We start from the raw sequence: 25,720 nt of genomic DNA on the forward strand, positions 1-25,720 counted from the left end.
CAGCTCCTGGTCGGGTTGGGGGTTGGTGGGCGTGGGTCTGGTGTTGGCGGGTGTGGTGCCGGTGTTCGTCACTCGTCGTCGACGATGGACAGGGCATGGGTGGGGCAGTAGCGGACCGCGGCCTCGGCTCGTTCCCGGGCGTCATTGCGGGGCCGCTGGTCGAGGATGGTCAGCTCACCCTTCTTGGACACCGCAAACAGGCTGGGCGCTTCGTTCTCGCACACGGCGTGGCCTTGGCACAGGTCGCGGTCGACCACGATGCGCCAACCTTCGGTGCGGGTGGAGGGAGCGTCATCGGCATGGACGCCGAATTCGTGGTGCTGGTCGGCCGGTACCTCCGACGATGAGGAGTCCCGACGGTGGAAGTTGGCGAGGCAGGGCTGCGCCAACTGCACCACCATCTTGGAGTGGTCGTTGTGGTAGCTGTCGAGGGGTTGCGCGGCCTCGAATGTCCAGTCCTTGAGCAGCACCGAGAAGATGGCCTTGAGCTGCATCATGGCGAAGGCGGCCCCGACGCAGCGGTGGCGGCCAGCGCCGAAGGGGATCCAGTTCCACGGGTTGGCCAGGTCGGCGCCCGGGTCCTCGAGGTAGCGGCCGGGTCGGAACACCTCGGGGTCACCGAAGGCTTCGGGTAGCCGGTTGGAGATGGCGGGACTGGCCGCCACCATCTTTCCGGCGGGTATGCGGTATCCGCCGACCTCGACGTCGACGCTGGCCACCCGCATCAACAAGATCAACGGCGGATGGAGGCGCAGGGCCTCCTTGATCGCGCTCTCCAGGCGTGGCATCTCCCGCAACGCCTGGTAGCTGACCTCGGCCCCGTCGGCGTAGAGCTCGTCCAGTTCGGCCACCACCGCGGCCATCTCTTCGGGGTGACGCAACAGCTCGATGAGGGTCCAAGCCGCGGTGCCCGACGTGGTGTGGTGGCCGGCGAACATCATCGAGATGAACATGCCGGTGATGCTGTCGGCATCGAATCGGAGCTGGCCTTCCTCGTCCTTGAGCGAGATCAAGACGTCGAGCAGATCACGGTCATCGCCCTCCACGGGACCGGCGTCGGCCCGGCGGTCCATGATGTCCTGGACCAGCTCGACCAGCCCGAGGCGGGCGGCGTCACGGGCACGGAAGCTGGGGATGTCGGCGTAGGGGTCGACGAAGGCGATGGCGTCGGTGCCTTGTTCGAGGTCGTGGTAAAGCTCGGCGAAGCGCCGGTCCAGATCGAGTCGGAACTTGCGCCCGATCAGACACGACGACGACGTGTAGATGGTCAGCTCGGCGAACCAGTCGAGCAGGTCGATCTGGCCTTGGTCGTCCCACTGGGCGACCATCTCGTCCACCTCGCGCTGGATGGTCTCGGCATGGCCACGCATGAACTTGTCGCGCAGAGCCATGTTGTGGAGCTGTTCACGGCGCCGTTCGGGGGAGGCGTCGAACACCACGCCTTCGCCGAACACCGGCTTCATGAACGGGTAGGCGGCTGCCTGATCCAGTTCGTCGTCTGAAGCCCGGAAGAACACCTCGTTGGCCTCCGCACCTGACAGGAGCACCAGCTCCTTGTCGGCCAGGCGGAACTGGCCGACGTCTCCGCATTCGTCTCGCACCCGTTGCATCAGGGCGATGGGATCGGTGCGCAACTCGTCGAGGTGGCCGGTGTCGCCGGTCCCGCCCGACACCCAAGGTGGTTCGGGTAGGGGCAGTGGGGTGGTATCGGTGGCGGTCATGTCAGGAGGCTCCGTTGCGGGGTGACTGGTGCTTCGGGTTGCACCTCGATCAGGGTCAGGTGACTTCCCTTGGGGGCCGACACCATGGCGACGATGGCGGCGGCCACATGGTCGGGAAGGAGCGCGCCGTGGTGGCGCAGGTGGCCCCACAACGTCCAGAACGGCAGGACCCGGTTGATGGTCTCCTCGCTCCAGGTGGTGCCCTGCTCGGTGCTGGCGGGGCCGGGGCGAACCATCCCGACCCGCACGCCCGAACCTTCCAGTTCCATCTGCATGGCCCGGGCCAGGCCCTCCAGGCCGGACTTGGCGGCGACGTAGGCGGCCATGTGGGTGCGCTGCCGTACGACCACGTCGGAGGTGACGAACACGATGTCGCCGTGACCTCGGGTGCGCATGTCGGGTCCGAGGCGGCTGACGAGACGCTGCGCTCCGAGGAGGTTGACGTGAACCGACTGGGCGAAGGCGTCGGGGTCGGCGTCGAGGGCGGTCATGGGCACCACCTCGCCGGCGTTGCAGATCAACAGGTCCGGTGGCCCGAGCACGTCGGCCTTGTCGGCGAAGGCGTCGATGGAGTCGGGGTCGGACAGATCGAGGGTGAGGGCCTTGGCCTCGCCTCCCTCGTGGGTGATCTCCTCGGCAAGGGCGTGGAGGCGTTCGGCTCGTCGGGCCGCCACGACCACCGGGTGGCCCGCCGCGGCCAGGGCCCGGGCGGTGGCGGCACCGATGCCAGAGGAGGCACCGGTGACCACCGCGGGCCGGCGCTCGGGATGGGGGTCGAAGCGGGGCATCAGCGGGTGACCACCGTGGTGGGCAACGACTCGAACCCACGGACGTTGACCGAGTGGACCCGCCGCGTGCCGGCCGGATCGATGTCGTAGGTGGAGACCCGCTTGACCAGTTCTTCGAGCACCACCCTGGTTTCGAGGCGGGCCAGTGAGGCGCCCATGCAGAAGTGGCGGCCGACGCCGAAACTGGCGATGCCGTCCTTGTCCCGGTCGATGTCGAAGCGGTCGGGATCGGGGAAGTAACGCTCGTCTCGGTTCGCTGATCCGGCCAGTAGCAGCACCCGGTCCCCGGCGGGGATCACCTGGCCGTGCAGCTCGACGTCGCTGGTTGTGACTCGGGCCAGCATCTGGCTGGAGGTGTCGTAGCGCAGCGTCTCCTCGGCCCAGTCCGCCACCCGGGAGATGTCGGCGAACGGTTTGGCCCGCTCGTCGGGGTGGACCCAACCCCAATACCAGGCGTGGGCCAACAACTTGGTGGTGGTCTCGTTTCCGGCCACCACCATGAGGAACAAGAAGCTGGTGATCTCGTTGTCGGTGAGGCGATCGCCTTCGATCTCCGCCGCGCACAGGGCCGACACCAGGTCGTCTCCGGGGCGGGCTCGCCGGTCGGCGATCAAATCGGCGTAGTAGACGACGAGGCTCAGGGCCGCCTCGATGCCCGACGGCGGTACGTCGGTCACGCCTTCTTCGCGGTGGACCAGCAGGTCTGACAGACGTCGCAGTTCGGCCCGGTCCGATTCCGGGACCCCGAGCATCTCCGAGATCACGTCCATCGGCACCTTGCCGGCTAGGTCGGCCACGAAGTCGAACGTGCCGGACTCCAGTGCCGGTTCCAGGTGGTTGATCGTCAGGGCCCTGATCCCGTCTTCAATCTCGGCCACCCGTCTGGGGGTGAACCCCCGTGACACCAGGCCGCGCATACGGCCGTGCTGGGGTGGGTCCATGGCCAGGAACGACATGGTGCGGTGGGCGTTGGGCCCCGACGCCGCCGGATCGATGGACACACCCTGGGCGCTGGAGAAGCGGTCCGAATCCCGGAAGGCCGCCATGACGTCGTCGTAGCGAGACAGCGCCCAGAAGCCTCGTTCGTCGTTGCGGTAGACGGGAGACTCGTCTCGCATGCGACGGTAGGTGGGGTACGGGTCCTCGTGGATGGCGTAGGAGTACGGGTCATAGACGAGCGGTTCGCTGGTGACGGTCATGGTTCTCCGGCGCAGGGGGTCAGGTGGGGTACGGCGGTCAAGTGAGGACGAGTCGGGCCACGTCGGCCAGCAGGGCTGGTACCGCGTCGTAGGCGAGATGTCCGGTCCCGGCTTGGAGCAGGGCACCGCTGGTGGCCAGCAGCAGGGTTTGCACGGCCAACGGATCGGCATCGGTACCCAGCGCTTCGACCAGGCGACGATGGGTCTCGGTACCGATCCGAAGCCGCAGATCTCTTACCTCGGGGTCGTTGGCCAGCAGCGCCACCGTGCAGGCCGCCGCCAGTTCGGGCTCGTCGGCCACCATGGCGAACTCGCCCAGCACCGATGCTGCCCGCGACGCCGGGGAGCCAGGCGTGGTGATGCCGTCGTGGTGACCGGCATCCTCAGTCGAGCGATCTCGGGAGTATCGGCGCCAGAACACTTCGGCCACAAGGTGTTCCTTGGACCCGAAGTAGGTGTACGCCGTGGCCGGGGCGACGCCTGCACGTCGAGCGACACCCCTCACGGTGAGAGCGTCGTAGCCGACCTCGGTCAGCTCGGTGAGCGCGGCATCGAGCAGCAGGCTGACGGTCCGTGCTTGACGCCCCGACAGGTGACGCCGGGGAGAGACGGTCTGCTCAGCCAACCTGGACACAAGTCCAGACTATTGTCCAAATTGTGACCGAGGTCAACCCCGTGAGCAAGCAGGGTGTCGTGGTGAACACGAAAACGATGCAGCACTTGATGCGCCGTCACGATGTGGAGGTCGCAAGGTCACGACCCTACGGTCATGCCGTCCAGGACGAGCCGCTATCCTTACGTCGATCCCAAGGTAAGGAGGACTCATGGACGTCGCTGCCAAGCTCACGTCGAAGGGTCAGATGACCGTGCCGAAGGCGGTGCGCGATGCCCTCGGCCTCGAGGAGGGTGACGAGGTCGTCTTCCACGTGGAGGGAAACCGGGCGGTACTTGCTCGGACGCCGGACTTTCTCTCCCTCGCCGGTGCGATTCCGGTGCCCGCCGCGAAGCGCAATGTCGCGTGGGACGAGGTGATCCGCAAGACCCGCTCGGCGCGTTCGGCCAAGCGGCGGTGAGTGCGTTCGTCGACACCAACATCCTCGTCCGCCACCTCACGGGTGACCCGCCAGCGATGGCGGCACGTGCCACGGCGTACCTGGCTTCGGCTGACGAGCTGTACCTGCCCGACCTGATCGTCGCCGAGACGGTCTACGTGCTCGAGTCCTACTACGAGGTGCCTCGACCGCAGGTCGCGATGGCGATGCGGTCGCTCATCGCCTTCGACGCGATCGCCACGGTCGACCCGGCACTGCTCCTCCGAGCGATCGAGGTCTACGAGATCGACCGGCTGGACTTCGCCGACGCCTACCTGGTCGCGTGCGCAGAGAGCACCGGCGTCAGCAGCGTCGCATCGTTCGACAAGTCGATCGACCGGGTGAAGACCATCGAGCGGATCGAGCCGCCCAGGACGCCGAAATGATGAGGGGTCGGGTCGATCGTTGGCTCGTGTCCCAACTGAAAGCGAAGGTCACCGGATCCCCGACGGCGTCCACCAGTTCGAAACGCGTGGCATAACGGCCAACTCCGATCCAACCCGGCCTCCACCTCCGCGGCGAAAGTGACGCCCAGATCGACCCGTTCCGGTTCCCGAGATGACTCAGGCCAGGGCCGGGACTGTGGAGGCGTGTGTGTGACCGAAGGGTGGTGATGAGCCGTCTCTCCTAGGCGACGGCGTTCCTCATCGCCGCCGAACTCGTTGTCGAGGATGACCGTGAGGATGCAGCGCAGAGGGTCATGGCATCCCTCGCGGTGCTCGCTGGTATTGCCGCGCCGGAGCGTTGAGGGCGAGCTTGCCACGCCTGAAGTGAAGTCATGTGCGGAGCCCTCAGCCACTTCTGCGGCCGCGTGGGGGTGTGATCAGGGCCGGAGGTCTCGCCACTGCCATGTCGACCCGTCGACGAGGAGCTCGGGATCGCCTGTCCAGAGGGTGGCATTGATGGCGACGGTGAGTGCCGCCGCGAAAGCGTTCGCGTAAGCCATCGGGTGATCGGCCTTGATCCGGGCGGCGTCAAATGAGCTCCGAGCGTTCCGGGCGGCGCATCGTGGCCGCACCGGATTGCATAGTCATGCATGTTTTCGCATAGAGTGGGCGGATGGTGTTGAGAGCAGGGATCGTCGGGGCGTCGGGGTTCACCGGGGCGGAGTTGCTGCGGTTGTTGCACGCCCATCCCGAGATCGACGTCGTAGTTGCCACGGGTGACAGCCAGGCTGGAACGGCGGCGGCTGCGCTCTACCCTTCGCTGGCAGCGGCTTATCCCGATCTTGGTTTCGAGCCGTACCACCGGGGTCTGGCCGATGAGCGTGGGCTGGACGTCGTGTTCTGCGGGCTGCCTCACGGGACATCGCAGGAGATCGTGCCCGATCTGTTGCCGGGTGAGAGGTTGGTGGTGGATCTCGGGGCCGATTTCCGGCTGAAGGATCCGGCGCTGTACCCGCGCTGGTATCACGCCGAGCACAGCGTTCCGGAGTTGTTGGCTCACGCTGTCTATGGCCTGCCTGAGCTGTTCCGTGAGGAGTTGGCCGCGCTTGGTGGGTCTGGTTTGGTGGCTACACCGGGGTGCTATGTGACCACGGCGACGTTGGCGCTGGCCCCCTTGGTGGAGGCCGGGTTGGTGGAGACCACCGGGATCGTGGTCGATGCGGCTAGTGGGGTTTCGGGGGCAGGGCGTCCGCCCAAGCCCAACACCACGTTCTGTACGGTGGATGAAGACTTCACGGCCTATGGGTTGCTCGACCACCGTCACACTCCCGAGATCGAGCAGAACCTGTCCCATGTGGCTGGGGAAGACGTTCAGGTTCTGTTCACGCCACACCTGGCTCCCATGAACTGGGGGATCTTGGCCACCTGTTATGCCCGGCCCACCGGCGCGGTCACTACCGAGGCGGTGCGTGAGGTGCTGCGGGCCGCCTATGAGCACGAGCCGTTTGTGGTGGTGTGCGATGAGCCCCCTTCCACCAAGGCGACCCTTGGTTCCAATGCGGTTCATGTGACCGGTTGTGCCGATGATCGCACCGGTTGGGTGGTTGCGATCGCTGCCCTGGACAACTTGACCAAGGGGGCGTCGGGTGGAGCGGTGCAGGCCGCCAATGTGGCCTTGGGTCTACCCGAAATGACGGGCCTGCCGGTGGTCGGTCTCTACCCCTGACCCTCGTGGGCTCGGCCTCGCGGTGTGTCAGCCGCGTGTCCGACCGGGGACTGGTGCGCCCGGTTCCTTCTGAACCCACTCGTATTTGGACCTGTCCGGGTGGACAGCCGAGCAAGGAGCAATCATGAGCGTTACTGCAGCCAAGGGATTCGTGGCCTCGGGTGTTGCCTGTGGCATCAAGGCCTCTGGTGACCTTGACCTTTCGCTGGTTGCCACCGTTGACGGCGTGGCGGTTCCGGCCGCGGCCGTGTTCACCGACAACAAGATGACCGCGGCACCGGTGGTGGTCTCGGATCTCCATCTGTGTGCCACCGGTGGAAGGGCCGCCGCGGTGATCTTGAACTCGGGCAACGCCAACGCCGCCACCGGAAGCCCTGGTCAGGACGATGCGCGGGCCATGTGCGCGGCGACCGCTGCCGGTGTGGGTTGTGTCCCCGAGGAGGTTCTGGTCTGTTCGACCGGTCTGATCGGAATTCCGTTGCCGATCGACACCATCCTGGCTGGGGTGCCGGCGCTGGTTGCGGCTCGCAACCCTCAAGGCGGAACGGACGCCGCCGAGGCCATTCGCACCACTGACACCCATCGCAAAGAGACGGTGGTGGCGGTGGGTGCCAGCGCGGCGGTGGTTGGAGGGATGGCCAAGGGGGCGGCCATGTTGGCCCCGAACATGGCCACCATGTTGGCGGTGCTCACCACTGATGCTGCCGCCGAGCCCGGTCAGCTTCGCCAGATCCTGCGAGACGCGGTGTCCACCAGTTTCAACCGGTTGATGACCGATGCGTGTCGTTCCACCAACGACACCGTGATCATCTTGGCCAGCGGGGCGGCAGGCCCGGTCGACGGTGGGGACTTGGCGGCCGCGGTGGCCTTGGCTTGTGCGGATCTGGCTGGCCAGATGGCTGGTGATGCTGAGGGTGCTACCAAGGTGGTGCGCCTCAGCGTGACCGGCGCGGCCAGCGACGTTGATGCCGAGGCGGGTGCCCGCCAGATCGCTCGTAGTGCTTTGTGTAAATGCTCCTGGTTCGGGCAGGACCCTTACTGGGGTCGTTTGGCCAGTGAGCTCGGAAGTGCCGGCATCGAGTTTTCGCCCGAGTTGATCTCGGTGTCCTACGGAGGGGTGACGGTGGCCGACGGGGGAGTGACCATCGAACATGACGCCGTGGCCGTGGCCGCCCACATGGCCCAACGCAACCTTGAGATCGTGTGTGATCTGGGTATCGGCACCGGTTCGTTCACCGTGCTCACCAACGACTTGACCCACCAGTACATAGACGAGAACACCGGCGGCAGCTGAATGATGCGGGCTCCGATCCGCGAAGGGCTGCAGAGTTTCGGATCGTGGGTCGCCCGCCTAGGTGCTCGAGGTCCGCACCGGCGGTAAGACGATTTGCGGATCGGAGCGGGTGAGCTCGTACTCGCCCAGCACGGCGCTGAGAATCAAGTGACCGCGGTGGGGGATCTCCTCTTCGCCGAGGTACACGTCGTCGACCAACGCTTGGGCTTGCTCGATGGAACTGATCCCGCAGCGACGAACCAGCACGGCGATGTCTTCGTCGTCTCGCCCCATGCGTGACGCTCGCAGTTTCATGGCCAACAAGAACTCGGGCGGGGCCACATGGACGACGACGTCACCGGCCGATATCAGCGGCACGCCTTGTGGCTTGCCGCTTGGAGGCAGGAATCCGCCAGCCTTGTCGTTGAACCAATCTCGGCGAAGTCCGTGTTCGTCTGCGATCTCGGCGGCAACCTTCGCCACAACGTCATGGGGCGAAAAGATCGCGTCGATGTCGATGGAGGTCCTGCGGTCGACGCCGTCTGGGTAGTAGGCCATGCCGGCGGCGACACCACCGATGAGGTAGATCGTGGCCTTTTGGTTGGTGGCGACGAGCCTGTCCATTAGGTCGGTCAGCAGTTGAACCTGCCGGGCTGTGCTCAGGCGTTGCGGTCGGGAGTTGGTGAGCGGCTCGGCTGGGCTCGCCTCAGGTCGCGTGCGACGCCGATGAGCAGCCGATGCTCCACTGGTGCGGTCACCGTTGGTATCCCTGCCGCCGCCCGTATTGCCCATCAGACGCTCGCGAAGAACTCGGCTGGCACGAACACGTTCCGCACGGAGAACACAGCGGGGGTGGATGCCTCGATGTGGTGGCGGATCGAGCGGTTGGGGACCAGGTGGAACGGCTCGGGTGCGGGAGCGATGTCCCCGACCCACAGCGGTACCGGCCAGTTCGAGCGAGTGAAGATGAACTCGACGAGCCCGGCCAGGCTGGCATCGACGCCGGGGTGGCCGGTGGGTGCGGGTGCGAGCAGGCACAGCCCGACAGCCGTCGCGCCGTCGACCGAGGTGAGATCGTCGGCGACCTGGATGAACCCAGAGCGGACTGCTGGGAGGTCATCCTCTTGAATCCAGGTGCGGAATGCCTGTGCCCACGATGCGAGGGTCGGCAGTCGGGTCGGCAGGGCCGCGACCTGGGCTCCGACGGGTTCGAGGATGCGGTTCAGGCGTCCAACGGTTGCGTCACCTCTGGCACTTTCCAGGCGGGCGAGCGCGGGCTGAAGAGTGCCGGCAGCGCGTGCCAGTTCGTCTTGAGACCTGGCCGAACTAGCTCGCACGCTGCGGAGGATGCTTGCCGTATCCACCTCCTCATAATAACCGATAAGTGATGTAGATGGTCACTGGGTCTTGAGCTGTCTCGCTCAGGAACTGTCGTAGGTCCACCGATCTCGCGTCGGGGTGTGCGCCCGTCAGGTCTACCTCTGCCTCGGATCGGGTCGTTCGGGCGTACAGTCTGTTGGGATGACGTGGTTGGTTCAACGCTCGGCCCCTATGGCCTGGAGGGCTTCGTGGGCGGAGCGGAGGTCGGCGCAGGCGTAGGCGTCCACGGTGCACACGACGAGCGGGGCAGGGCGTAGCGCCGATGCGGTGTCCCAGGCGTCGGTGGGCACGAGTCGCACGATCACGTTGAGGTCCGGGTCTGCGTCCGCGATGCGGTGCTCGGCACGAAGTGCCAGCCATGGCACCAGTATCGACATCGTTCCTCACAATGGGTTGAAATCCCCACCTATTGCTGTGGTGGGTGCGTTGGATACGTCCGACGCGTACTGGGCGGTCCCTGGGCTGCGGGCCCACGACCGGGACCTCGGGAACAGCAGCGGGTTAGGTCGGTGCATACGTAAGATACGTACGTGCCAAACAAGACGATCAGTGTTCCTGATGATGTGGTGCCGATCATCGAGAACCTCGACGTGCCCTTCTCTCGGTGGGTAACCGATCAGCTCCGTCGACATGCTGCCCAGTCTGGGTCGAGCTTCGGGCAGCAGTTGCTGGCCGACGCAGTGCTGGCTGGCGGAGAGCGCCTAGATCGTGAGGACGCGGTGGCTGCCGGTGAACGCATGGAGCGGACCGCTCCGTGGTGATCCGTGGCGGGGTCTATTGGATCGATCTGGACAAGCGGCGGCCCTGTGTCGTCGTCTCGTCGCCCGATGTACTGGGCGTCGATGTGTGGCAGACCCACGTCGTTCCGTTGACCTCCAACGTGGGCCGGGCTGATCTGGCGGGCAACGTCCTGCTAGATGCCGCGGTGACCGGGCTGTCGAAGGACTCGGTCGCGATTCCGCTGGGCCTGGAACTGGTGGATCGGTCCTGGCTCGGCAAGCAGGTGGGGCAGTTGCCGCTTCCTTTGGTCGCCGCAATCGATAACGGGATCCGCGCGGTTCTGGGGCTGTGAGAACCCGATGGCAGGCGACGGTGCGCTCATCCGGTGTAGTCGGGGGACCCAGATCGAGGTTGGGCCGGTCGCGCCGTTGGTGCCGGGTGAGGGGGTTGGCCGCTCGGTGCTGTTTGGTGTGAGCCAGGGCGGGTTGTCGGGGTGGTGTTGGCGGGGATGGTCGGATGAGTGGGGGACGGGGGAGTTGATGGAGTCGACGGGGTGGATGGAGTCGATGGGGCGGGAACCGAGGGGGTCGGCTCGGAGCCGATGCCGGGGCCGAGTTCGAGCAGGTAGTCGCCAGGGTCTCTGACCACCGCGGTGATGATCCGACCACCCGGCACCGGGTATTGGGTGACCTCGATCAGACCTTCGGTCTTGATGCCGTCGCCGGGGTTGGCGGTGGTCGGGGTCCACACCACCAGGGTGTCTCCGGCGTCGGTGGTCGTGCCCCGAACCACGAGATGTCCGCTAGCGATGTCGCTGGTGACGCTGGTCAGACGACCTGGAGCGGCTCGGGGGTAGCCCCGGCCGACCACATCCAGGAAGGCGTCGTTTGGTTCGAGGTCGGTGTTGTCGGGGCATGACGTGATGTTGAGGTGCACCGAGTCTCCGTCGGGCACCACCACCTCACCGTTGGACCACTGGACCGAGTGCGGGTCGCCACAGGACTGGCGCCACTGCCACCAGGCCCCACCCCACAGGTGGGCGTCTTCGTCGGCGGCGTAGCGGTGGGCCTTGGCCAGCGTCGTCGGTGCCGTGTCCCAGAATCCGTACTCGCCTCCCCAGTTGGGGACACCCAGGCTGGCGGTGAGCGACTCGATCAGGTCGTTCATCGCTTCGAGGGTCAGCTGGTCACCGATCGCTTCCATGTAGTTGTGGACCGAGGCCGAAATGTTCGAGACGTCACCGTCGAGGGCTGCGGGGCTCGGTATCACCAGACCCCGGGACTGGTCACCGGCGGGTATCGCCGGCTCCACGAACACGATGTGATCGAAGGGAGCTGTGGCCTCGGCGGAGCGGATGGCCCGGATGGTGTCGGCCAGGAGGTCGTCATAGAGAGGCTGAAGCTGCGCGGCGGGTCGGGACACTTCGGGTTCGTTGAGGATGTCGTATCCCGCCACTTCGGGGCGCCCGGCGAAGCGGGCCGCCACCGCGGCCCATGCCTGGGTGAAGTTGGTGCGGATCCCGTCGACATCGTCATAGAAGTTGTTCCATGCGGCCTCCACGGCGGGGGAGCTGTTGCGGTCACCGTTGCGCAGGCAGGTCGACAGACCTTCGGTGAGGGTGGCCCACGCCGGGGCACCGTCCCAGCCCTTGGCCGGGCTGGTCCCGGCCGGACACGAGGCCGGGTCTGTGGTGTAGATGAAGGCGGAGTAGGCGTCTTGGTGCATGTCGATCACGGTGTAGATGCCACGGCTGGCCGCCTCCTGCACGTGGCGGTCGACCTCGTCGAGGTAGTTCTGATCGATCGTGCCTCTGGTCGGCTCGACGCGCGACCAGGTGATGAGGAGGCGCACCACCGAGAAGCCCCGGGCAGCCATCTCGTCCCAGTCCGCAGAGGTCACGGGGGTGTTGGCCGGCACCGTCGGCGCACCCTGCCAGTACTCGCCAAGGGAGTTGATGTTGGCGCCTCGCAGGAGGACGTCTCGTCCGGCAGTGTCGACGATGCGACGGTCCAGGGTCTGCAGTGGAAGAAGCTCGAGAGGTCGGCCAGGAGTTGCGAGCCCGTGGGCGACGATGGCCTCCGAGGCCTCGTCGGCACCGCTCCGAGGGACCGACGCCGAGACGATGGCCACGGCCAACACGGTCGAGACGGCGAGAAGCTTGCCAACCGAGAGGTGACCCTTCGCTGCTAACGGAAAGGCCCCTCGGGGGTGCCCGGTGTGGGCTCGGCGGGATACTTGAATGACCGTTCGGGCAAGGACCATGGCGGTATTCAATCGCACTTCTCCGAGCTCTGGATCGGCCACCTGCAACAACGAGGTATCGCCAACTCCCAAGGACCAGAGCGGATAGGTCCGGTCCTTGTCGCTGAACGGGGAACTGGAGCGAGCGGGTACCGACAAGGCTTGGCGATGAGGCGTCAGTCGAGCAGCGGTAGGCGTGCCACGTCGACTACCTACCTTGAACACAGCGCTACTCATGACGAACTTCGTCAGCCAGCAGACCATTGGTACATGCACCACAGACGACGTACTTCCCTGATCCTCGCCCTCTTCACTGTGTGCGTTCTCGCGCTCGGTGCCTGCGGTGACAGCACTGATCGAGCTTCCGACGCTCCCACCAATGCCAAAGACACCTCAGGTGGCGGTTCGGCGGTGGGTGAAGACGTCACCGAGGCCCTCGAGGCCCAGACGCCCGACGCAACCGTCGAAGTTCCCTCAGCCGATGGAGCAACCACTATCGCTGACTACGCAGCGGGAGGCAGCAGCTACGAGCCCTCCGACCCCCAAGAACTCGCTCAGATCCTGGCGCTCATCGGCACTGATGCAGACGGGTACCTCACCGACAACGTGGTGGTGGTCCACACGACCGCGGCCGATGCAACCTTGCTGTGCAAGACCGCCGACCGCCTCGCCATTTCCTCATACACCGTCGTTCCTGTGCTGCCCGATGGCATCGGTGTCGACTGCGGCTGACCTTTGACACCAAACCCTGGAGCGCAAATGAACCGAACCACATCACACGTCGCAGCCGCCGCCGCTGCGGTCGTCGCCCTCATCCTCTCCGGATGCGGTGCGGCGGCAGAGAAGGCAGGCGAGAAGGCGACAGAACAGATCCTCGAGGAACAGATCGGAGGCAACGTCGACATCGACACCGCCGGTGACGGCTCCGTGGAGATCGAGACCGAGGAGGGCTCGGCGAGCTTCGGGACAGGAGAGGTGCCCGAAGACTGGCCGGAGTTCCTAGAACTGCCAGATGATCTCGAAATCCAGTCGGGCACGACCATCGATGCCTCGGATGGACGTCTAGTCACGATCGTCGGGATCACCGATGAAACCCCAGAAGATGTCCTGGCCCGCTACAAGGACGTGCTTGCAGACTGGGAGATCTCGGGGGAGAGCACCTCCACCGGTGGCGGCTCGACGATAACCGGGGCCCAGTGGGAGAACGGCGAGGAGCGGGTCACCCTTGCGGCGAGCGATACCGAGGCAGACGCCAGGACCTTCCTGACCCTCGGGCACACCACGCTCGGCTGACCGTCGTGGAACGTCGGGGCGTCTACCCGCCATTATCGGGGGGTGGACGCCCCTTCTGTCGCGAGTTGGCCGTTCGTGGGTCGCACGGCTGATCTTGATCGCCTCCGTAGCGCTATCGACGTTCCGGCTTTCCATGCGGTGGTGATCACCGCTCCAGCCGGGGTTGGGAAGACTCGCCTCGTCCGACAGGCGACCACAACGCTCGAGAGTCCGCCTCTCTGGTTGCAGGCATCGCCTGCGGTGGCCACCGTCCCCTTTGGTGTCCTGGCGCACCACCCCGATCTACCGATCGACGATCCCGCCGCGATGTACCGCTGGATCACCACGGTCGCCGATGAGGGAGGCGGCGTGGTGGTGGTCGATGACGCCCCCCACCTTGACGCCCGCACTGCCGACCTGCTGCATCGCCTTGTCGCAGCACGGGCAACGACCGTGGTCGCAACTGCTCGTGCCGGCGTCCCGGTCCCGTCCTGGCTCGAGTGGCTGTGGCTCGGTGAGTCGACCGAGCACATCGAACTCGGGCCCCTTCACGATGACGACATCGGCCACCTGGTGGAAATCGTCCTGGGAAACCTGGACTCCAACCAGAACGACCGTGTGGTGGCGTCCCTCTCGGCTCGAACCAACGGCAACGCCCTGTTCATCCGACAACTCCTTCTCGACCTCCGCCAACGCCGTGACGCCGGGGGCGAGACCGTGCTGGATGCCACCGCACCGACCCACCTCCTCCGGGTCCTTCAGGCACGTCTCAGCGACGCGGGAGACGTGATCGTGCCGTTGCGTTGTGTCGCCGTGCTTGGTGACCTACCCCTTCTGGTCCTCAGATGCTGCGTGACCGACGCCCAGATTGATGCTGCGGAGGCGGCAGGTTGGCTGGTGATTGAAGGATCACCACGCGCGACGGCCCGTCCCGCCCATCCGCTCTACGCCGAAGCAAGCCTCGCCGCCATGACGACGCTCGAACGAAGCGATCTTTCCGAGCAGGTCGCACGCCGCGTGGTCACCACCGTTGGCACCACTGCGGGCGAACGACTGCGCGCCACCGCCGCTCTCGTCGGGCTCGGCGCAACCGTGGACGTCGACGACCTCGTCGACGCAGCCCGGACCGCCTTCGCCGCCCTCGATCATGACCTGGCCAGGACACTCGCCCAGGCCGCGGTCGACAACGGGGCCACGTTCGAGGCTCTTCTCGTCCTCGGGGCAGCGCAATCAGGACTCGGACAGAGCGATGATGCCGAGACATCGCTTCGACTCGCCCTGGCGACGGCTGACACCGATGACCGACGAGCCCGCGCCGTAGGCCGTCTCTCGGTCCACCTCGTCGCCGACGGAGGCCGCGTCGACGAAGCCGAGGCTCTGCTCGACGAGATCGAGCCCCTGCTTTCCGATGTCGCTGCCCGGTCCTTCGTCGCTGCTGATCGAGCCAAGCTGGCCTCCATTCGGGGTGACCTCACCGCCGTCTCTCCTCGTCTGGCCGACGGTGCTGACGACCTGACCCGTCTCAATGCCGCAATCGTCGGGGCATACATCGATGCGATGGCCGGCAACGCCGCCGCCTGCCGGGCGACGATCGCTCGAGCGCTCCCCCTCGCAGAAGCTCACACCACCGTCCTGCCATGGTCAGCGGAGCTCGTACGGTTCAGTGGCCCCTTCGCTGCCCTGCTCGAAGCAGGACCTACCGCCGCCGAGGCGGAGGCCCGTGAGGGTGGATCTCGCATCGGTCCCGCCGCCGACGCGACCCTCGGCACCTGGAATTTCCTCACCGGCTTCACCGCAGCCATCGCTGGGCGGCTCGATTCGTCGATGCTCACGCTGGACCGAGCCATAGATGAGTTGGACGGCCACGACCTCATCAACGCCCGACCACTCGCCATGGCCGCTCGATCCTGGGTGGCCGCGCAGAGCGGAGAAGTTGACCACGCTCGCATCCTCCTGGACGCATCGGTTGATGCCGCAGCCGTCGATGGACGCGTGCGCATCCAGGCCTCCATCGCCGACGTGTGGTGCGACCTCGTCGAGGGGGATCTACCGCCGGGCACGATCGACCGCCTATCAGCGGAACGTCTCCTCGCAATGGCTGGCGAAGCCTTCGATAGCGCGCAGGCACTCACTGCGGTGATCGTGCTGCACGAATTGGTCCGGCTGGGTGACCCTGGTACGGCGCTGAACCCGCTGCGACAGATCGCCGGTGAGCTCCCCCCTTCATGGTTCGTGCAGTTCGTAACCGATCGCGCCAACGCCGAAGCAGTGCAGGATGATGCTCGTCTCCATCGTCTCGCGCGCGAGGCCCACCATCGCTGGCCACTCGCAGCAGCCGAGATGCACGCTTCTAGAGCCCGCATCGCTCGCTCCCGCCGCGACAGTGTCGCCGAGTCGCGGGCCACCGTCCTCTCGGCGATCGAATCGGTCAGGCTCGGTCCAACCCAACCTTGGTCGCTGAAGTCATTGAGATCACCGCTCACCCCCCGGGAACTCGAGGTGGCCAGCGCCGTGGCTGCTGGAACGGCAAACCGCGCTGTGGCCGAGCAAGCCGGAGTCTCCGTTCGCACCGTGGAGAACCAGCTACAAAGCACCTATCGCAAGCTCGATCTCGAAGGTCGCCAAGATCTGGTCGCGCTTTTCAATCTCTCGCCCTGAACAAAACTGATTGCATAGTCATGCGCCGCAATGCATAGACTCTGACGGTGGTCTCCAACGCAAGTGCTGACGACAACTCACTGACTCTCGACCCGGCCCAGCGGGCTTCCGTCCTGGTCGAGGCTCTGCCCTACATCCAGGCCTTCGCCGGGCGTACCGTCGTGGTGAAGTTCGGCGGCAACGCCATGGTCGACCCGGCCCTGGCCCATTCCTTTGCCGCCGACATCGTCCTGCTGCGGGCTGTGGGCGTCAGGCCGGTGGTCGTCCACGGTGGCGGCCCCCAGATCGGGGCAATGCTGGAACGGCTGGGTAAGGAGTCCGAGTTCCGCAACGGCCTGCGAGTGACCGACGCCGAGACCCTCGACGTCGCCCGAATGGTCCTGTCTGGTCAGGTGGGTCGGGAGTTGGTCACCGCGATCAACCACCACACTGCGGTGGCGGTGGGCCTGTCGGGAGAAGACGCCGGGCTCATCCTGGCCACCCAACGAGACGAGTCTCTCGGGTTCGTGGGAGACGTCGTGGACGTCAATCGCACCATCCTCGACACGCTGATAGGTGGTGGGTTCGTCCCCGTCGTGTCCACCATCGGTGCCGACAGCCACGGCCAGGCCCTCAACATCAACGCCGACAGCGCTGCCATCGCGGTGGCCGCGGCGTTGGGGGCCGAGAAGATCGTCTACCTCACCGATGTTCCTGGGGTGCTCACCGACGTCGACGATCCGGGATCGTTGCTGTCGTTGCTGTCGGCCACCAGAGCCCGGCTCCTCATCGCCGACGGGGTCATCTCAGGCGGCATGATCCCCAAGGTGGAGGCCTGCCTGGACGCAATAGAGGCTGGGGTCGGCGCCGCTCACATACTCGACGGTCGGATCCCCCACGTGCTCCTGCTGGAACTGCTCACCGACGCCGGCGTCGGAACCAAGATCACCCGGACCGAAGGAAGCGGAACATGAGTGACACATCGCCCTATGGCGGACCTCTTATGGCCACCTATCCGCCTCCTGCGGTCACCTTCGTACGGGGCGAGGGGAGTCGGCTGTGGGACACCGACGGTCGTTGCTACCTCGACTTCTTGTCGGGTCTGGCGGTTACCGGGCTGGGTCACGCTCACCCGGTGGTCGCCGATGCGGTGGCCACCCAGGCTCGCACCCTGGTCCACGTCTCCAACCTGTTCGGCACCACCATCGGTCCCGAGGTGGCCGCCACCCTCGACCGGCTGATGGGTGGCGGGGGTCGGGTGTTCTTCTCCAACTCGGGGGCCGAGGCCAACGAGTGCGCGCTAAAGCTGGCCCGCAAGTGGGCCGGCCATGGTCGCCATGTGGTGGTCAGCGCCTTCGGGTCCTTCCACGGACGGACCCTCGCCACCCTCCATGCCACCGGCCAACCCAACAAGCACGAGGCCTTCCAGCCTCTGCCCGAAGGTTTCCGCCACGTCGCCTGGGATGACGTCGACGCCCTGGAGAACGCGTTGGACCCCAGCGTCGCCGCCGTACTCCTGGAGCCGGTTCAAGGTGAGGGAGGGGTGAACCCAGCCCGGGCCGACTACTTCGCCGCGGTTCGCCAACTCTGCACCGAACGCCAGATCCTGTTCATGGTCGACGAGGTCCAGACCGGGCTGGGGCGGACGGGGTCGTGGTTCGCCCACCAACAACTGGGGGTGGAACCAGACGTGGTGACCATGGCCAAGGCGTTGGGCAACGGAATGCCCATCGGGGCGTGCTGGGCCCGGGCCGAGGTGGCCGAGGCCTTCGTCCCCGGGGACCACGCCACCACCTACGGGGGTCAGCCACTGGCGGCCTCGGCCGCTCGGGCCACCCTGTCGGTCATGGAAGCCGAAGACGTGCCCGGCCGAGCCCGGCGGGCTGGAGCGCTCCTCAGCCAACAACTCCTGGATCTGGCGGGTGTGGAGTCGGTGAGGGGGCCAGGGCTCCTGATCGGTGTCGAGCTGGCGCCGGGCATCGACGCCCGTGTCGTAGCCGCCGACCTTCTCGGACGGGGGCTGGTGGTCAACGCCGTCACCCCAACCGCTCTTCGCCTCGCCCCCTCGCTGCTGGTCAGCGACGACGAGATCACCGAAGCAGTTTCGCTCATCGGCGCAGCGCTGAACGCGGCCGCCCAAACCATCGAGGCTCAGCCATGACCCGCCACCTGCTCGATGTCGACGACCTGAGCGTCTCGGAACTGATGGAGGTCCTGGCCCTCGGGACCACTACCCATCCTCGCCCGGTGTTGGCGGGGCGAGGCGCTGCCCTGGTGTTCGAGAAGCCCTCCAACCGGACCCGCAACTCCACCGAGATGGCAGTGGTCGCCCTCGGTGGACATCCGATCTACCTGCGCCGCGAGGAGGTCGACATCGACGGTCGGGAATCGGCAGAGGATGTAGCCCGCACCCTGGCCCTGTACCACTCGGTCATAGCGGCGCGGGTGTACGACCATCAGGTCCTCCAACGGATGGCCGACTCGGTCTCCATCCCGGTGGTCAACCTGTTGTCCGACCACAGCCATCCGCTCCAGGCCATCGCCGACCTGTTGACCATCAAGGCCGAGTTCGGCGATGTCACCGGCCGTAGCGTGGCGTGGGTCGGCGATTACTCCAACGTGGCTCGCTCGCTGGCCAAGGCCGCGGCCATGGTCGGCATGGGCGTCCGCTTCGCCTGCCCGGCCGGCTACCAGCCCGGCGTTGAGGACCTGGACACCTTCAAGGCCCTCGGTGCCCCCGAGGCGATGAGCACAGATGACCCCGGCCAAGCCGTTCGCGGTACGCACGTGGTGGTGACCGACGCCTGGTACTCGATGGGTCAGGAGGCCGAAGCGGCCCAACGCCGGCCCATCTTCGAGCCCTACCGGGTTGATGAAGACCTGATGGGTGTCGCCTCGGTCGACGCCATCTTCATGCACTGCCTGCCGGCGCATCGGGGCGAGGAGGTCACCAACTCGGTGCTGGACGGTGCCCATAGCCGGGTGTGGCCCGAAGCGGCCAACCGGTCCAACGCCGCCCGGGCCGCCATCGAGTGGCTCGTGACCCAGGCGGCCCTGCCTGTAGCTGGTGATCGATGACCCCGAGGGCACCGCTCGGGACGGTCCGTGAGGCCCCTCTCCCCTCGGCGGGCTCGGCGCGCCTCTCCAAGACCCAGCGCCAACACGTCGTGGCCCGGATCCTCGGACGACATCACGTCACCAGCCAGGACCAGCTCGTAGCCCTGCTGGCCGACGAGGGCGTACACGCCACTCAGGCCACGGTCAGCCGTGACCTCGAGGACCTCGGTGCCATCAAGGTCAGGGCCGGCTCGGGTGACGCCGTGTACGCCATACCTGAGCTTCCACGCGACCAGCGGGCTCCCGACGACTACCTACGCCGGACGTTGGGGGAGTGGGTGGTGGAGGTGGCCCATTCCGCCAACCTGGTGGTGTTGCGGACACCGCCAGGAACCGCCAACGTGGTCGGAGCGGCCCTCGATCGCGCCGCATGGTCCGAGGTGGTCGGGACGGTGGCCGGTGACGACACCGTCTTGGTGGTGGCGTCCGAACAGGTCGGTGGAAGCGAGCTGGCCGACCGCATCCGCCAGGTCGCGGGCCTGTGATCCGCCCGGGACGGCGAGAGTCAACCGCCCTCGGCCCCCCAGATAGTCGGATCGGGGCCAGCGTTTACCCCAACCCCCGGCGGCTGAGCGAAGATCTGGTCACGGTCGACGCCGTCTCCGGCACCGTCGACCCCTGATCTCACGAACGAACACAACCCCATGAACAAGGAAGCATGAACGTGGCAAAGCGCGTGGTACTCGCCTACAGCGGTGGACTCGACACCTCCGTCGCCGTCCGCTGGATGATCGACGAGCTCGGCGTCGAGGTGGTCGCCCTGGCCGTCGACGTCGGCCAGGCCAGCGATGACTGGGACGTGGTTCGCGAGCGAGCCCGGGCCGCCGGTGCGGTAGAGGCCATCGTGGTCGATGCCCGAGAAGAGTTCGCCGACAACTTCGTGGCCCCCGCCCTCAAGGCCAACGCCATGTACGAGGGGCGCTACCCACTGGTCTCGGCACTGTCGCGCCCGGTCATCGTCAAACACCTGGTCGAGGCGGCACGAGCTCACGGTGCCGATGCCGTAGCCCACGGCTGCACCGGAAAGGGCAACGACCAAGTGCGCTTCGAGGTCTCGACCCGGGCCCTGACCCCCGATCTGGACGTGATCGCTCCCGTGCGGGGCTGGGGAATGACCCGTGAGGACTCGATCCTCTACGCCTACCGCCACGAGATCCCGATCCAGGCCACCAAGGAGAAGGTGTATTCGATCGACGACAACCTGTGGGGTCGAGCCATCGAATGCGGTGAGATGGAGGACCCGTGGGCGGTACCGCCCCGGGGGGTGTGGTTGCTGACCCAGCAGACCGCCACCGAGCCCACCGACGTGGTCATCGGATTCGAGCGGGGAGTGCCGGTGTCGGTCGACGGCGAACGCCTGGGCATGGCGGCAATCATCGCCAAGCTCAACGCTCTGGTCGGCTCCTACGGTTGGGGACGCATCGACATGGTCGAGAACCGCCGCGTCGGCATCAAGAGCCGCGAGACCTATGAATGCCCGGCCGCCCTGGCCCTGATCATGGCCCACCGGGATCTGGAGTCCATCTGTCTGGAGCGAGACCTGGAACGGGAGAAGGCCCGCTTCGAACCTCGTTACGCCGAGCTGATCTACGACGGCCTCTGGTTCAGCCCCCTCAAGAAGTCCCTCGACGCCTTCATCGACGCCAGCCAGGAGTTCGTCACCGGCGAGGTGCGGCTGCGCCTCGAGCCCAACTCCTGCCAGGTCACAGGTCGACGCTCGGACCACTCCCTCTACGACTACGAGCTGGCCACCTACGACGCCGAGGACCAGTTCCGCCACGAGGACTCGGCCGGCTTCGTGCGGCTGTGGGGACTCAGCGTGCAGACCTGGGCTGCCCGCCAGGGAACCAAGTCTGCCGACGGACTCTCGTCGTGAGCGAGAACCAGGGCTCCGGCTCCGCCTCTGGCCCGGACGTCGGCGCGGGCTCGGATGCTGGCTCGGGTTCGGGTGGGGAGCTGGGGGAGCGGACGCTGTGGCACGGCCGATTCGCGTCCGGGCCTGCCGCCGAGCTGATGGCCTACACCGTCTCCTTGCCCTACGACCAACGGTTGGCCTCAGATGACATCGCCGGATCGCGCGCCCACGTGAGAGGTCTGGTCCGAGGAGAGCTCCTCGACGGGGACGAAGCGTCCGCAGTGCTGGCCGCCCTGGACGACGTGGAACGCGAGCTGGCCGACGGGACGTTCGTGTTCGTTCCCAGCGATGAGGACATCCACACTGCGGTCGAGCGTCGGGTCACCGAGATTGCCGGTCCCGCCGGAGGCAAGCTCCACACTGGCCGTAGCCGCAACGACCAGGTCGCCACCGACCTGCGGCTCTACGCCAAACGGGCCCTGGCCGAGGTGGCCGAGCGGGTGATGGTCCTCCAACAGGTGCTCCTCGGACGGGCCGAGGAGGCGGGTCATGCCTACCTCCCCGGTTACACCCACCTCCAGCGAGCGCAGCCGGTATTGCTCGCCCACCACCTCCTGGCCCACGGGTGGGCCTTGGCCCGAGACGTCGACCGCCTGCTCGCCACCCGAGCCCGTGCCGACGTCTCACCCCTCGGGGCCGGCGCGCTGGCCGGGAGTTCTTTGCCGTTGGATCCGGCCGGGACCGCGGCCGACCTGGGTTTCGCTGGCGTGTTCGACAACTCGCTGGATGCCGTCAGCGATCGAGACTTCGTGGCCGAAGCCCTGTTCGATCTCGCTCTGCTCGGCGTCCACCTCTCCCGCATCGGGGAAGAGGTGGTGATGTGGGCCACCGATGAGTTCGGCTTCTTGAAGCTCGACGACGCCTACAGCACCGGCAGCTCGATGCTGCCCCAGAAGAAGAACCCCGACATCGCGGAGTTGGCCCGAGGTAAGGCCGGGCGTCTCATCGGAAACCTCACCGGCCTGTTGGTAACGCTCAAGGGGCTGCCACTGGCCTACAACCGAGACCTTCAAGAGGACAAGGAGCCTCTGTTCGATTCCGTCGATCAGATCCTGTTGGCCCTGGGGGCCCTGGCCGGCTTGCTGGCCACGTCCACCTTTGAGCGCCAAGCGATGGCCAACGCCGCCGACTCTCCCTACGCCGCGGCCACCGACCTGGCCGAGCACCTGGTGCGGGGCGGCACCCCGTTCCGACAAGCCCACGCCATCGTCGGAGAGATCGTCCGCGCCGCGCTGGAAGGTCAGGTCGCCATGACCGAACTGGTGGCCGCCCATCCCTCGCTGGGCGAAGAGGCGCTCGTGTATCTGGCGACCGGGGTGTCGGTACAGAACCGGACCACCAGAGGTGGGGCAGGCCCCGCAGCCGTCGACGCCCAGCTCGAGCGCTTTCGACACCGTCTGGATACCGACCGGGCCCGGATCGAATCGTTGTGAGATGGCCGAGCCGGGCCCAGCCCGACTCGTAGGCTTCGACGCACATGCTCCTGCTCGACAACACGATCCAGAACTACGCGTGGGGTACCAGGAACGGAATGGCCCCTCTGGTGGGGACCACACCCTCCGGCCAACCCGAGGCCGAGCTGTGGGTTGGTACCCATCCCATCGCCCCCTCCAGGGTGGTCGGAGACCCTTTGGGTCGGTCCCTCGCCGATGTGATCGCCGAGGACCCTCACCGATGGCTCGGGCCCGAGCTGGCCGACCGGGGCCACCGAGCCCTCCCGTTCCTGCTGAAGGTCCTGGCCGTAGGGGAGCCGTTGTCGATCCAAGCTCACCCCTCCGAGGCCCAGGCCCGCCGCGGTTTCGCCCGTGAGGAGGAGGCGGGAATCCCCATCGACGCCGCGAACCGCACCTATCGCGATCCGAACGCCAAGCCCGAAGCCCTGGTAGCGCTCACCGACACCTGGGCCCTTTGTGGTTTCCGGAATCCCGACCACGCCGCGGACCTGGTCGACGCGCTGGGTGTCGCGGATCTGGCCCCCCTGGTGAACATCCTCCGTGGTCGGGCCAACGACGCCCTGGCCGAAGCCATGGCGTGGCTGTTGGGTCTCGAGGGCGATCGCCGGGCCGCAGTGGCTGCCGCCACCGTGCAAGCCGCCGCCTCCCTCACCGCTGCTGGACGTAACCTGGACGGAGGTGATGCACAGGACTGGTTCGACCCCCGGTCATGGGTGGTGGAACTGGGTCGTTTCCACCCCGGCGACCCCGGTTGCGTGGCGCCCCTGTTGTGCGAGGTGGTCCACCTCGAGCCCGATGACGCCGTCCACCTTCCTGCCGGCAACCTCCACGCCTATCTCCGCGGTGCCGGCGTCGAGTTGATGTCGGCGTCGGACAACGTGTTGCGAGGCGGGCTCACGGTCAAGCACATCGACGTGGCCGAACTTTTGGAAGTCGTGCGCTTCGAGCCCGGGGTCCCGGACCGGCCGAGACGTTCCAACCCCAGGGCGGGGCTCACCACGTGGGACTGCGGCGAACCCACCTTCTCCCTGGCCGCGGTGGACCCATCGCCGGGCGGAACCACCATTGCTACCGAGGGTCCGGCCCTGCTACTGTCCACCGCCGGGCCCGTGACCGTCGCCGGCGCGGAGCGACGCCTCGAACTGTCGGCCGGGAGAGCGGTCTTCGTGCCTCCGGACCACGGTGATCTCGTGGTCAGTGGCCCTGGTCGGCTGTGGTGGGCCACGGTCGGGACAGCGGCTCCCCGCTGATGCCAGTGACGTGAACGCGACCCAGAAGTCCAACCCGAACGACGTCCTAGCCGGTGGCCGAGATTCGGTCTCCACCAACCATGGAAGGGTCCAGGCCAGACGGGACCGGGCCATGATCGATCCGGTAGCTCCCTCGGGGCTGATCGGTGCCGGCCACCCGGCGCTTCGTCCGTCGGTTGACCTGGCGCTGGCGGCGTCGCTCCTGGGCGGCGCGGATCTGGCTGATCCCGTGGCTGACCGCCACCGGGGCACGGTCATGGACTTCGTGACAATGAACCCCGATGCCGCCGAGCGAAGCTGCCCACAAGCTCACCTCACCGGATCGGCGCTGGTGGTCGACGCCACCGGAACCCGCACCATCTTGATGCTCCACCGCAAGCTCAGACGCTGGTTCCAGCCCGGTGGCCACGCCGATGGTGACACCAACCTGGCTGCGGTCGCCCTCAAGGAGGCCACCGAGGAGACCGGGATCACAGGCTTGAAGGTGCTGGCGGAGGTCATCGACGTCGACGTCCATCGGGTCGCTCCGCCCGGTGAGGACGAGCACCTGCACCTCGATGTCCGCTTCTTGGTGGTTGCGCCGCCGGGAGCGTCAGAGGTGGCCAATCACGAGTCGCTCGGCCTCAGGTGGGTGGACCCGGACGAACTCGATGACCTCATCCCCTCGGTGGACGCGAGTACCCGGCGCCTGGTCGAGATCGGGTTGACCCGGGCTCGTCAGCTGATGGGTTGAAGGACCCAGCCAGACGGTGTGTCGGAGGCCAATGGCGCCTGTCCCGAGGCCTCGGACAAGGCTCTGCCGTTCGGCGGGGTCAGGAGGTGCGCCGATAGGCGGACCGACCCATGAATACGGCATGGCTAAACCGAGGCGGAGCCTCGGTCTGATCAACCTCGCAGCGACGACGACCGGACCTATCCGCTAGGCCCCTATGGCTCAGCCGACGTCGCCCGGGGTGGCACACGTAGGAATCCCGTTGACGCCAGCGAAGACCTCGATGGGCTTGTCCACCGAGTCACCCCCCAGGCTCTGGTCCAACAGGAGCCGGGCTTCAGGATCGGTGCGAAGCCGCATCGCGTAGTCACGGCGGTTCTCGATGTAGGTGCGCCAGTCCTTGATCCACCCCTGGACCGATAGTGCGTCATCTCCGTCACGCGGGGCGTCAGCCTCTATGGCGTCGACCATGTCCTCGACCAGATCGGTGGCCTCGACGAGCACATCGGCCCGCTGGTTCGCATCCTCGATGAACGAGCCGTTCGGCAACTCGTCGAGATCGGCGAGGAGTTCGTCGCATCGGGTTTCGGTGCGCGAAACAAAGGCCCGGTCGTCCAGATAGTCGGGGTTGGTGCGCTTGGGCAGCCCGGAGAAGACCACGGTCCAGAACAGGGCGATGGCCAGCATCGTCGCCACCGCCAGGACCCGGCCGATGCTCAAGCGCATGGACATCGGCTCGTCGACCTGGGGTGGCTCGTCGGTGGTCGGCACCCTCAGAGCCTCGCCCACCGTGGAGCCGTCAATCCAACCAGGGGGAGCAACAAGTCGTTTTGCCTGC

General features: G+C 66.7%; 26 protein-coding genes. 17 read left to right on the top strand and 9 right to left on the bottom strand.

Annotated elements, in window-relative coordinates; translation table 11 throughout:
- Positions 1 to 68: 68 nt before the first annotated feature.
- The 4 genes from IPG97_17400 to IPG97_17415 are packed head-to-tail and all read right to left on the bottom strand — an operon-like array spanning position 69 to position 4,333.
- A complete protein-coding gene (locus tag IPG97_17400; GenBank protein MBK6858271.1) occupies positions 69 to 1,721 on the bottom strand; it encodes a cytochrome P450 in 1,653 nt (550 codons plus the stop codon).
- Positions 1,718 to 2,509, bottom strand: coding sequence for an SDR family oxidoreductase (locus tag IPG97_17405; protein ID MBK6858272.1), 792 nt, complete (start codon positions 2,507 to 2,509; stop codon positions 1,718 to 1,720). Before IPG97_17405 ends, IPG97_17400 begins: the two co-directional genes overlap by 4 nt.
- Positions 2,509 to 3,708, bottom strand: a complete 1,200-nt coding sequence (locus IPG97_17410; protein MBK6858273.1) for a cytochrome P450 — start codon at positions 3,706 to 3,708, stop codon at positions 2,509 to 2,511. The genes IPG97_17405 and IPG97_17410 overlap by 1 nt, the downstream gene beginning before the upstream one ends.
- 37 nt (positions 3,709 to 3,745) lie before the next feature.
- Entirely contained in the window at positions 3,746 to 4,333 is a 588-nt protein-coding gene (locus IPG97_17415) for a TetR/AcrR family transcriptional regulator (protein ID MBK6858274.1), read from the bottom strand.
- 199 nt (positions 4,334 to 4,532) lie between these two features.
- Between IPG97_17415 and IPG97_17420 the strand changes: the two genes are divergently transcribed.
- From IPG97_17420 to argJ, 4 genes are all read left to right on the top strand, one after another.
- Positions 4,533 to 4,781 carry an AbrB/MazE/SpoVT family DNA-binding domain-containing protein gene (locus IPG97_17420; protein MBK6858275.1) on the top strand — a complete coding sequence of 83 codons (249 nt, stop codon included), beginning with the start codon at positions 4,533 to 4,535 and terminating at the stop codon, positions 4,779 to 4,781.
- A complete protein-coding gene (locus IPG97_17425; GenBank protein MBK6858276.1) occupies positions 4,778 to 5,185 on the top strand; it encodes a type II toxin-antitoxin system VapC family toxin in 408 nt (135 codons plus the stop codon). Before IPG97_17420 ends, IPG97_17425 begins: the two co-directional genes overlap by 4 nt.
- Positions 5,186 to 5,858: 673 nt before the next feature.
- On the top strand, positions 5,859 to 6,911 hold the full coding sequence (locus tag IPG97_17430) for an N-acetyl-gamma-glutamyl-phosphate reductase (GenBank protein MBK6858277.1): 1,053 nt from the start codon (positions 5,859 to 5,861) through the stop codon (positions 6,909 to 6,911).
- A 124-nt stretch (positions 6,912 to 7,035) separates the two neighbouring features.
- Positions 7,036 to 8,205, top strand: coding sequence for a bifunctional glutamate N-acetyltransferase/amino-acid acetyltransferase ArgJ (gene argJ / locus IPG97_17435; GenBank protein MBK6858278.1), 1,170 nt, complete (start codon positions 7,036 to 7,038; stop codon positions 8,203 to 8,205).
- Positions 8,206 to 8,262: 57 nt separating this feature from the next.
- On the opposite strand, the gene IPG97_17440 is transcribed toward argJ, so the two are convergent.
- From IPG97_17440 to IPG97_17450, 3 genes are all read right to left on the bottom strand, one after another.
- On the bottom strand, positions 8,263 to 8,808 hold the full coding sequence (locus IPG97_17440; GenBank protein MBK6858279.1) for a hypothetical protein: 546 nt from the start codon (positions 8,806 to 8,808) through the stop codon (positions 8,263 to 8,265).
- 167 nt (positions 8,809 to 8,975) lie between these two features.
- Positions 8,976 to 9,548, bottom strand: coding sequence for a hypothetical protein (locus IPG97_17445; GenBank protein ID MBK6858280.1), 573 nt, complete (start codon positions 9,546 to 9,548; stop codon positions 8,976 to 8,978).
- A 171-nt stretch (positions 9,549 to 9,719) separates the two neighbouring features.
- Positions 9,720 to 9,941, bottom strand: a complete 222-nt coding sequence (locus tag IPG97_17450) for a hypothetical protein (GenBank protein MBK6858281.1) — start codon at positions 9,939 to 9,941, stop codon at positions 9,720 to 9,722.
- Positions 9,942 to 10,094: 153 nt separating this feature from the next.
- Between IPG97_17450 and IPG97_17455 the strand changes: the two genes are divergently transcribed.
- Both IPG97_17455 and IPG97_17460 read left to right on the top strand, forming a co-directional pair.
- Positions 10,095 to 10,325 (top strand): hypothetical protein, encoded by a 231-nt coding sequence (locus tag IPG97_17455; protein ID MBK6858282.1) that lies wholly within the window; start codon positions 10,095 to 10,097, stop codon positions 10,323 to 10,325.
- A complete protein-coding gene (locus IPG97_17460) occupies positions 10,319 to 10,636 on the top strand; it encodes a type II toxin-antitoxin system PemK/MazF family toxin (protein MBK6858283.1) in 318 nt (105 codons plus the stop codon). Before IPG97_17455 ends, IPG97_17460 begins: the two co-directional genes overlap by 7 nt.
- Positions 10,637 to 10,662: 26 nt before the next feature.
- On the opposite strand, the gene IPG97_17465 is transcribed toward IPG97_17460, so the two are convergent.
- Entirely contained in the window at positions 10,663 to 12,762 is a 2,100-nt protein-coding gene (locus IPG97_17465) for a cellulase family glycosylhydrolase (GenBank protein MBK6858284.1), read from the bottom strand.
- Between the two features lie 33 nt (positions 12,763 to 12,795).
- On the opposite strand from IPG97_17465, the gene IPG97_17470 reads away from it, so the two are divergent.
- The 11 genes from IPG97_17470 (at position 12,796) to IPG97_17520 (ending at position 24,903) form a co-directional block, all read left to right on the top strand.
- The gene (locus IPG97_17470; protein ID MBK6858285.1) at positions 12,796 to 13,257 is read left to right on the top strand and encodes a hypothetical protein; all 462 of its coding nucleotides are present in this window, start codon (positions 12,796 to 12,798) and stop codon (positions 13,255 to 13,257) included.
- Between the two features lie 27 nt (positions 13,258 to 13,284).
- Entirely contained in the window at positions 13,285 to 13,818 is a 534-nt protein-coding gene (locus IPG97_17475; GenBank protein ID MBK6858286.1) for a hypothetical protein, read from the top strand.
- Positions 13,819 to 14,040: 222 nt separating this feature from the next.
- Complete coding sequence (locus IPG97_17480; GenBank protein ID MBK6858287.1) at positions 14,041 to 16,455, top strand: hypothetical protein; 2,415 nt, start codon at positions 14,041 to 14,043, stop codon at positions 16,453 to 16,455.
- A 47-nt stretch (positions 16,456 to 16,502) separates the two neighbouring features.
- Entirely contained in the window at positions 16,503 to 17,408 is a 906-nt protein-coding gene (gene argB / locus IPG97_17485; protein ID MBK6858288.1) for an acetylglutamate kinase, read from the top strand.
- A gap of 29 nt (positions 17,409 to 17,437) precedes the next feature.
- On the top strand, positions 17,438 to 18,595 hold the full coding sequence (locus tag IPG97_17490; GenBank protein ID MBK6858289.1) for an acetylornithine/succinylornithine family transaminase: 1,158 nt from the start codon (positions 17,438 to 17,440) through the stop codon (positions 18,593 to 18,595).
- Complete coding sequence (gene argF / locus IPG97_17495; GenBank protein ID MBK6858290.1) at positions 18,592 to 19,512, top strand: ornithine carbamoyltransferase; 921 nt, start codon at positions 18,592 to 18,594, stop codon at positions 19,510 to 19,512. Before IPG97_17490 ends, argF begins: the two co-directional genes overlap by 4 nt.
- Positions 19,509 to 20,036, top strand: coding sequence for an arginine repressor (gene argR / locus IPG97_17500; protein MBK6858291.1), 528 nt, complete (start codon positions 19,509 to 19,511; stop codon positions 20,034 to 20,036). The genes argF and argR overlap by 4 nt, the downstream gene beginning before the upstream one ends.
- 173 nt (positions 20,037 to 20,209) lie before the next feature.
- Positions 20,210 to 21,427 carry an argininosuccinate synthase gene (locus IPG97_17505; protein MBK6858292.1) on the top strand — a complete coding sequence of 406 codons (1,218 nt, stop codon included), beginning with the start codon at positions 20,210 to 20,212 and terminating at the stop codon, positions 21,425 to 21,427.
- The gene (argH, locus tag IPG97_17510) at positions 21,424 to 22,899 is read left to right on the top strand and encodes an argininosuccinate lyase (protein ID MBK6858293.1); all 1,476 of its coding nucleotides are present in this window, start codon (positions 21,424 to 21,426) and stop codon (positions 22,897 to 22,899) included. Before IPG97_17505 ends, argH begins: the two co-directional genes overlap by 4 nt.
- 44 nt (positions 22,900 to 22,943) lie before the next feature.
- Entirely contained in the window at positions 22,944 to 24,170 is a 1,227-nt protein-coding gene (manA, locus tag IPG97_17515; GenBank protein ID MBK6858294.1) for a mannose-6-phosphate isomerase, class I, read from the top strand.
- Positions 24,171 to 24,426: 256 nt separating this feature from the next.
- A complete protein-coding gene (locus tag IPG97_17520; protein ID MBK6858295.1) occupies positions 24,427 to 24,903 on the top strand; it encodes an NUDIX hydrolase in 477 nt (158 codons plus the stop codon).
- 201 nt (positions 24,904 to 25,104) lie between these two features.
- Here IPG97_17520 and IPG97_17525 read toward each other — a convergent pair whose 3' ends face one another.
- Positions 25,105 to 25,653 (bottom strand): hypothetical protein, encoded by a 549-nt coding sequence (locus IPG97_17525; GenBank protein ID MBK6858296.1) that lies wholly within the window; start codon positions 25,651 to 25,653, stop codon positions 25,105 to 25,107.
- Between the last annotated feature and the right edge of the window lie 67 nt (positions 25,654 to 25,720).

Source organism: Microthrixaceae bacterium, assembly GCA_016702505.1.
GTDB lineage: Bacteria > Actinomycetota > Acidimicrobiia > Acidimicrobiales > Iamiaceae > Aquihabitans.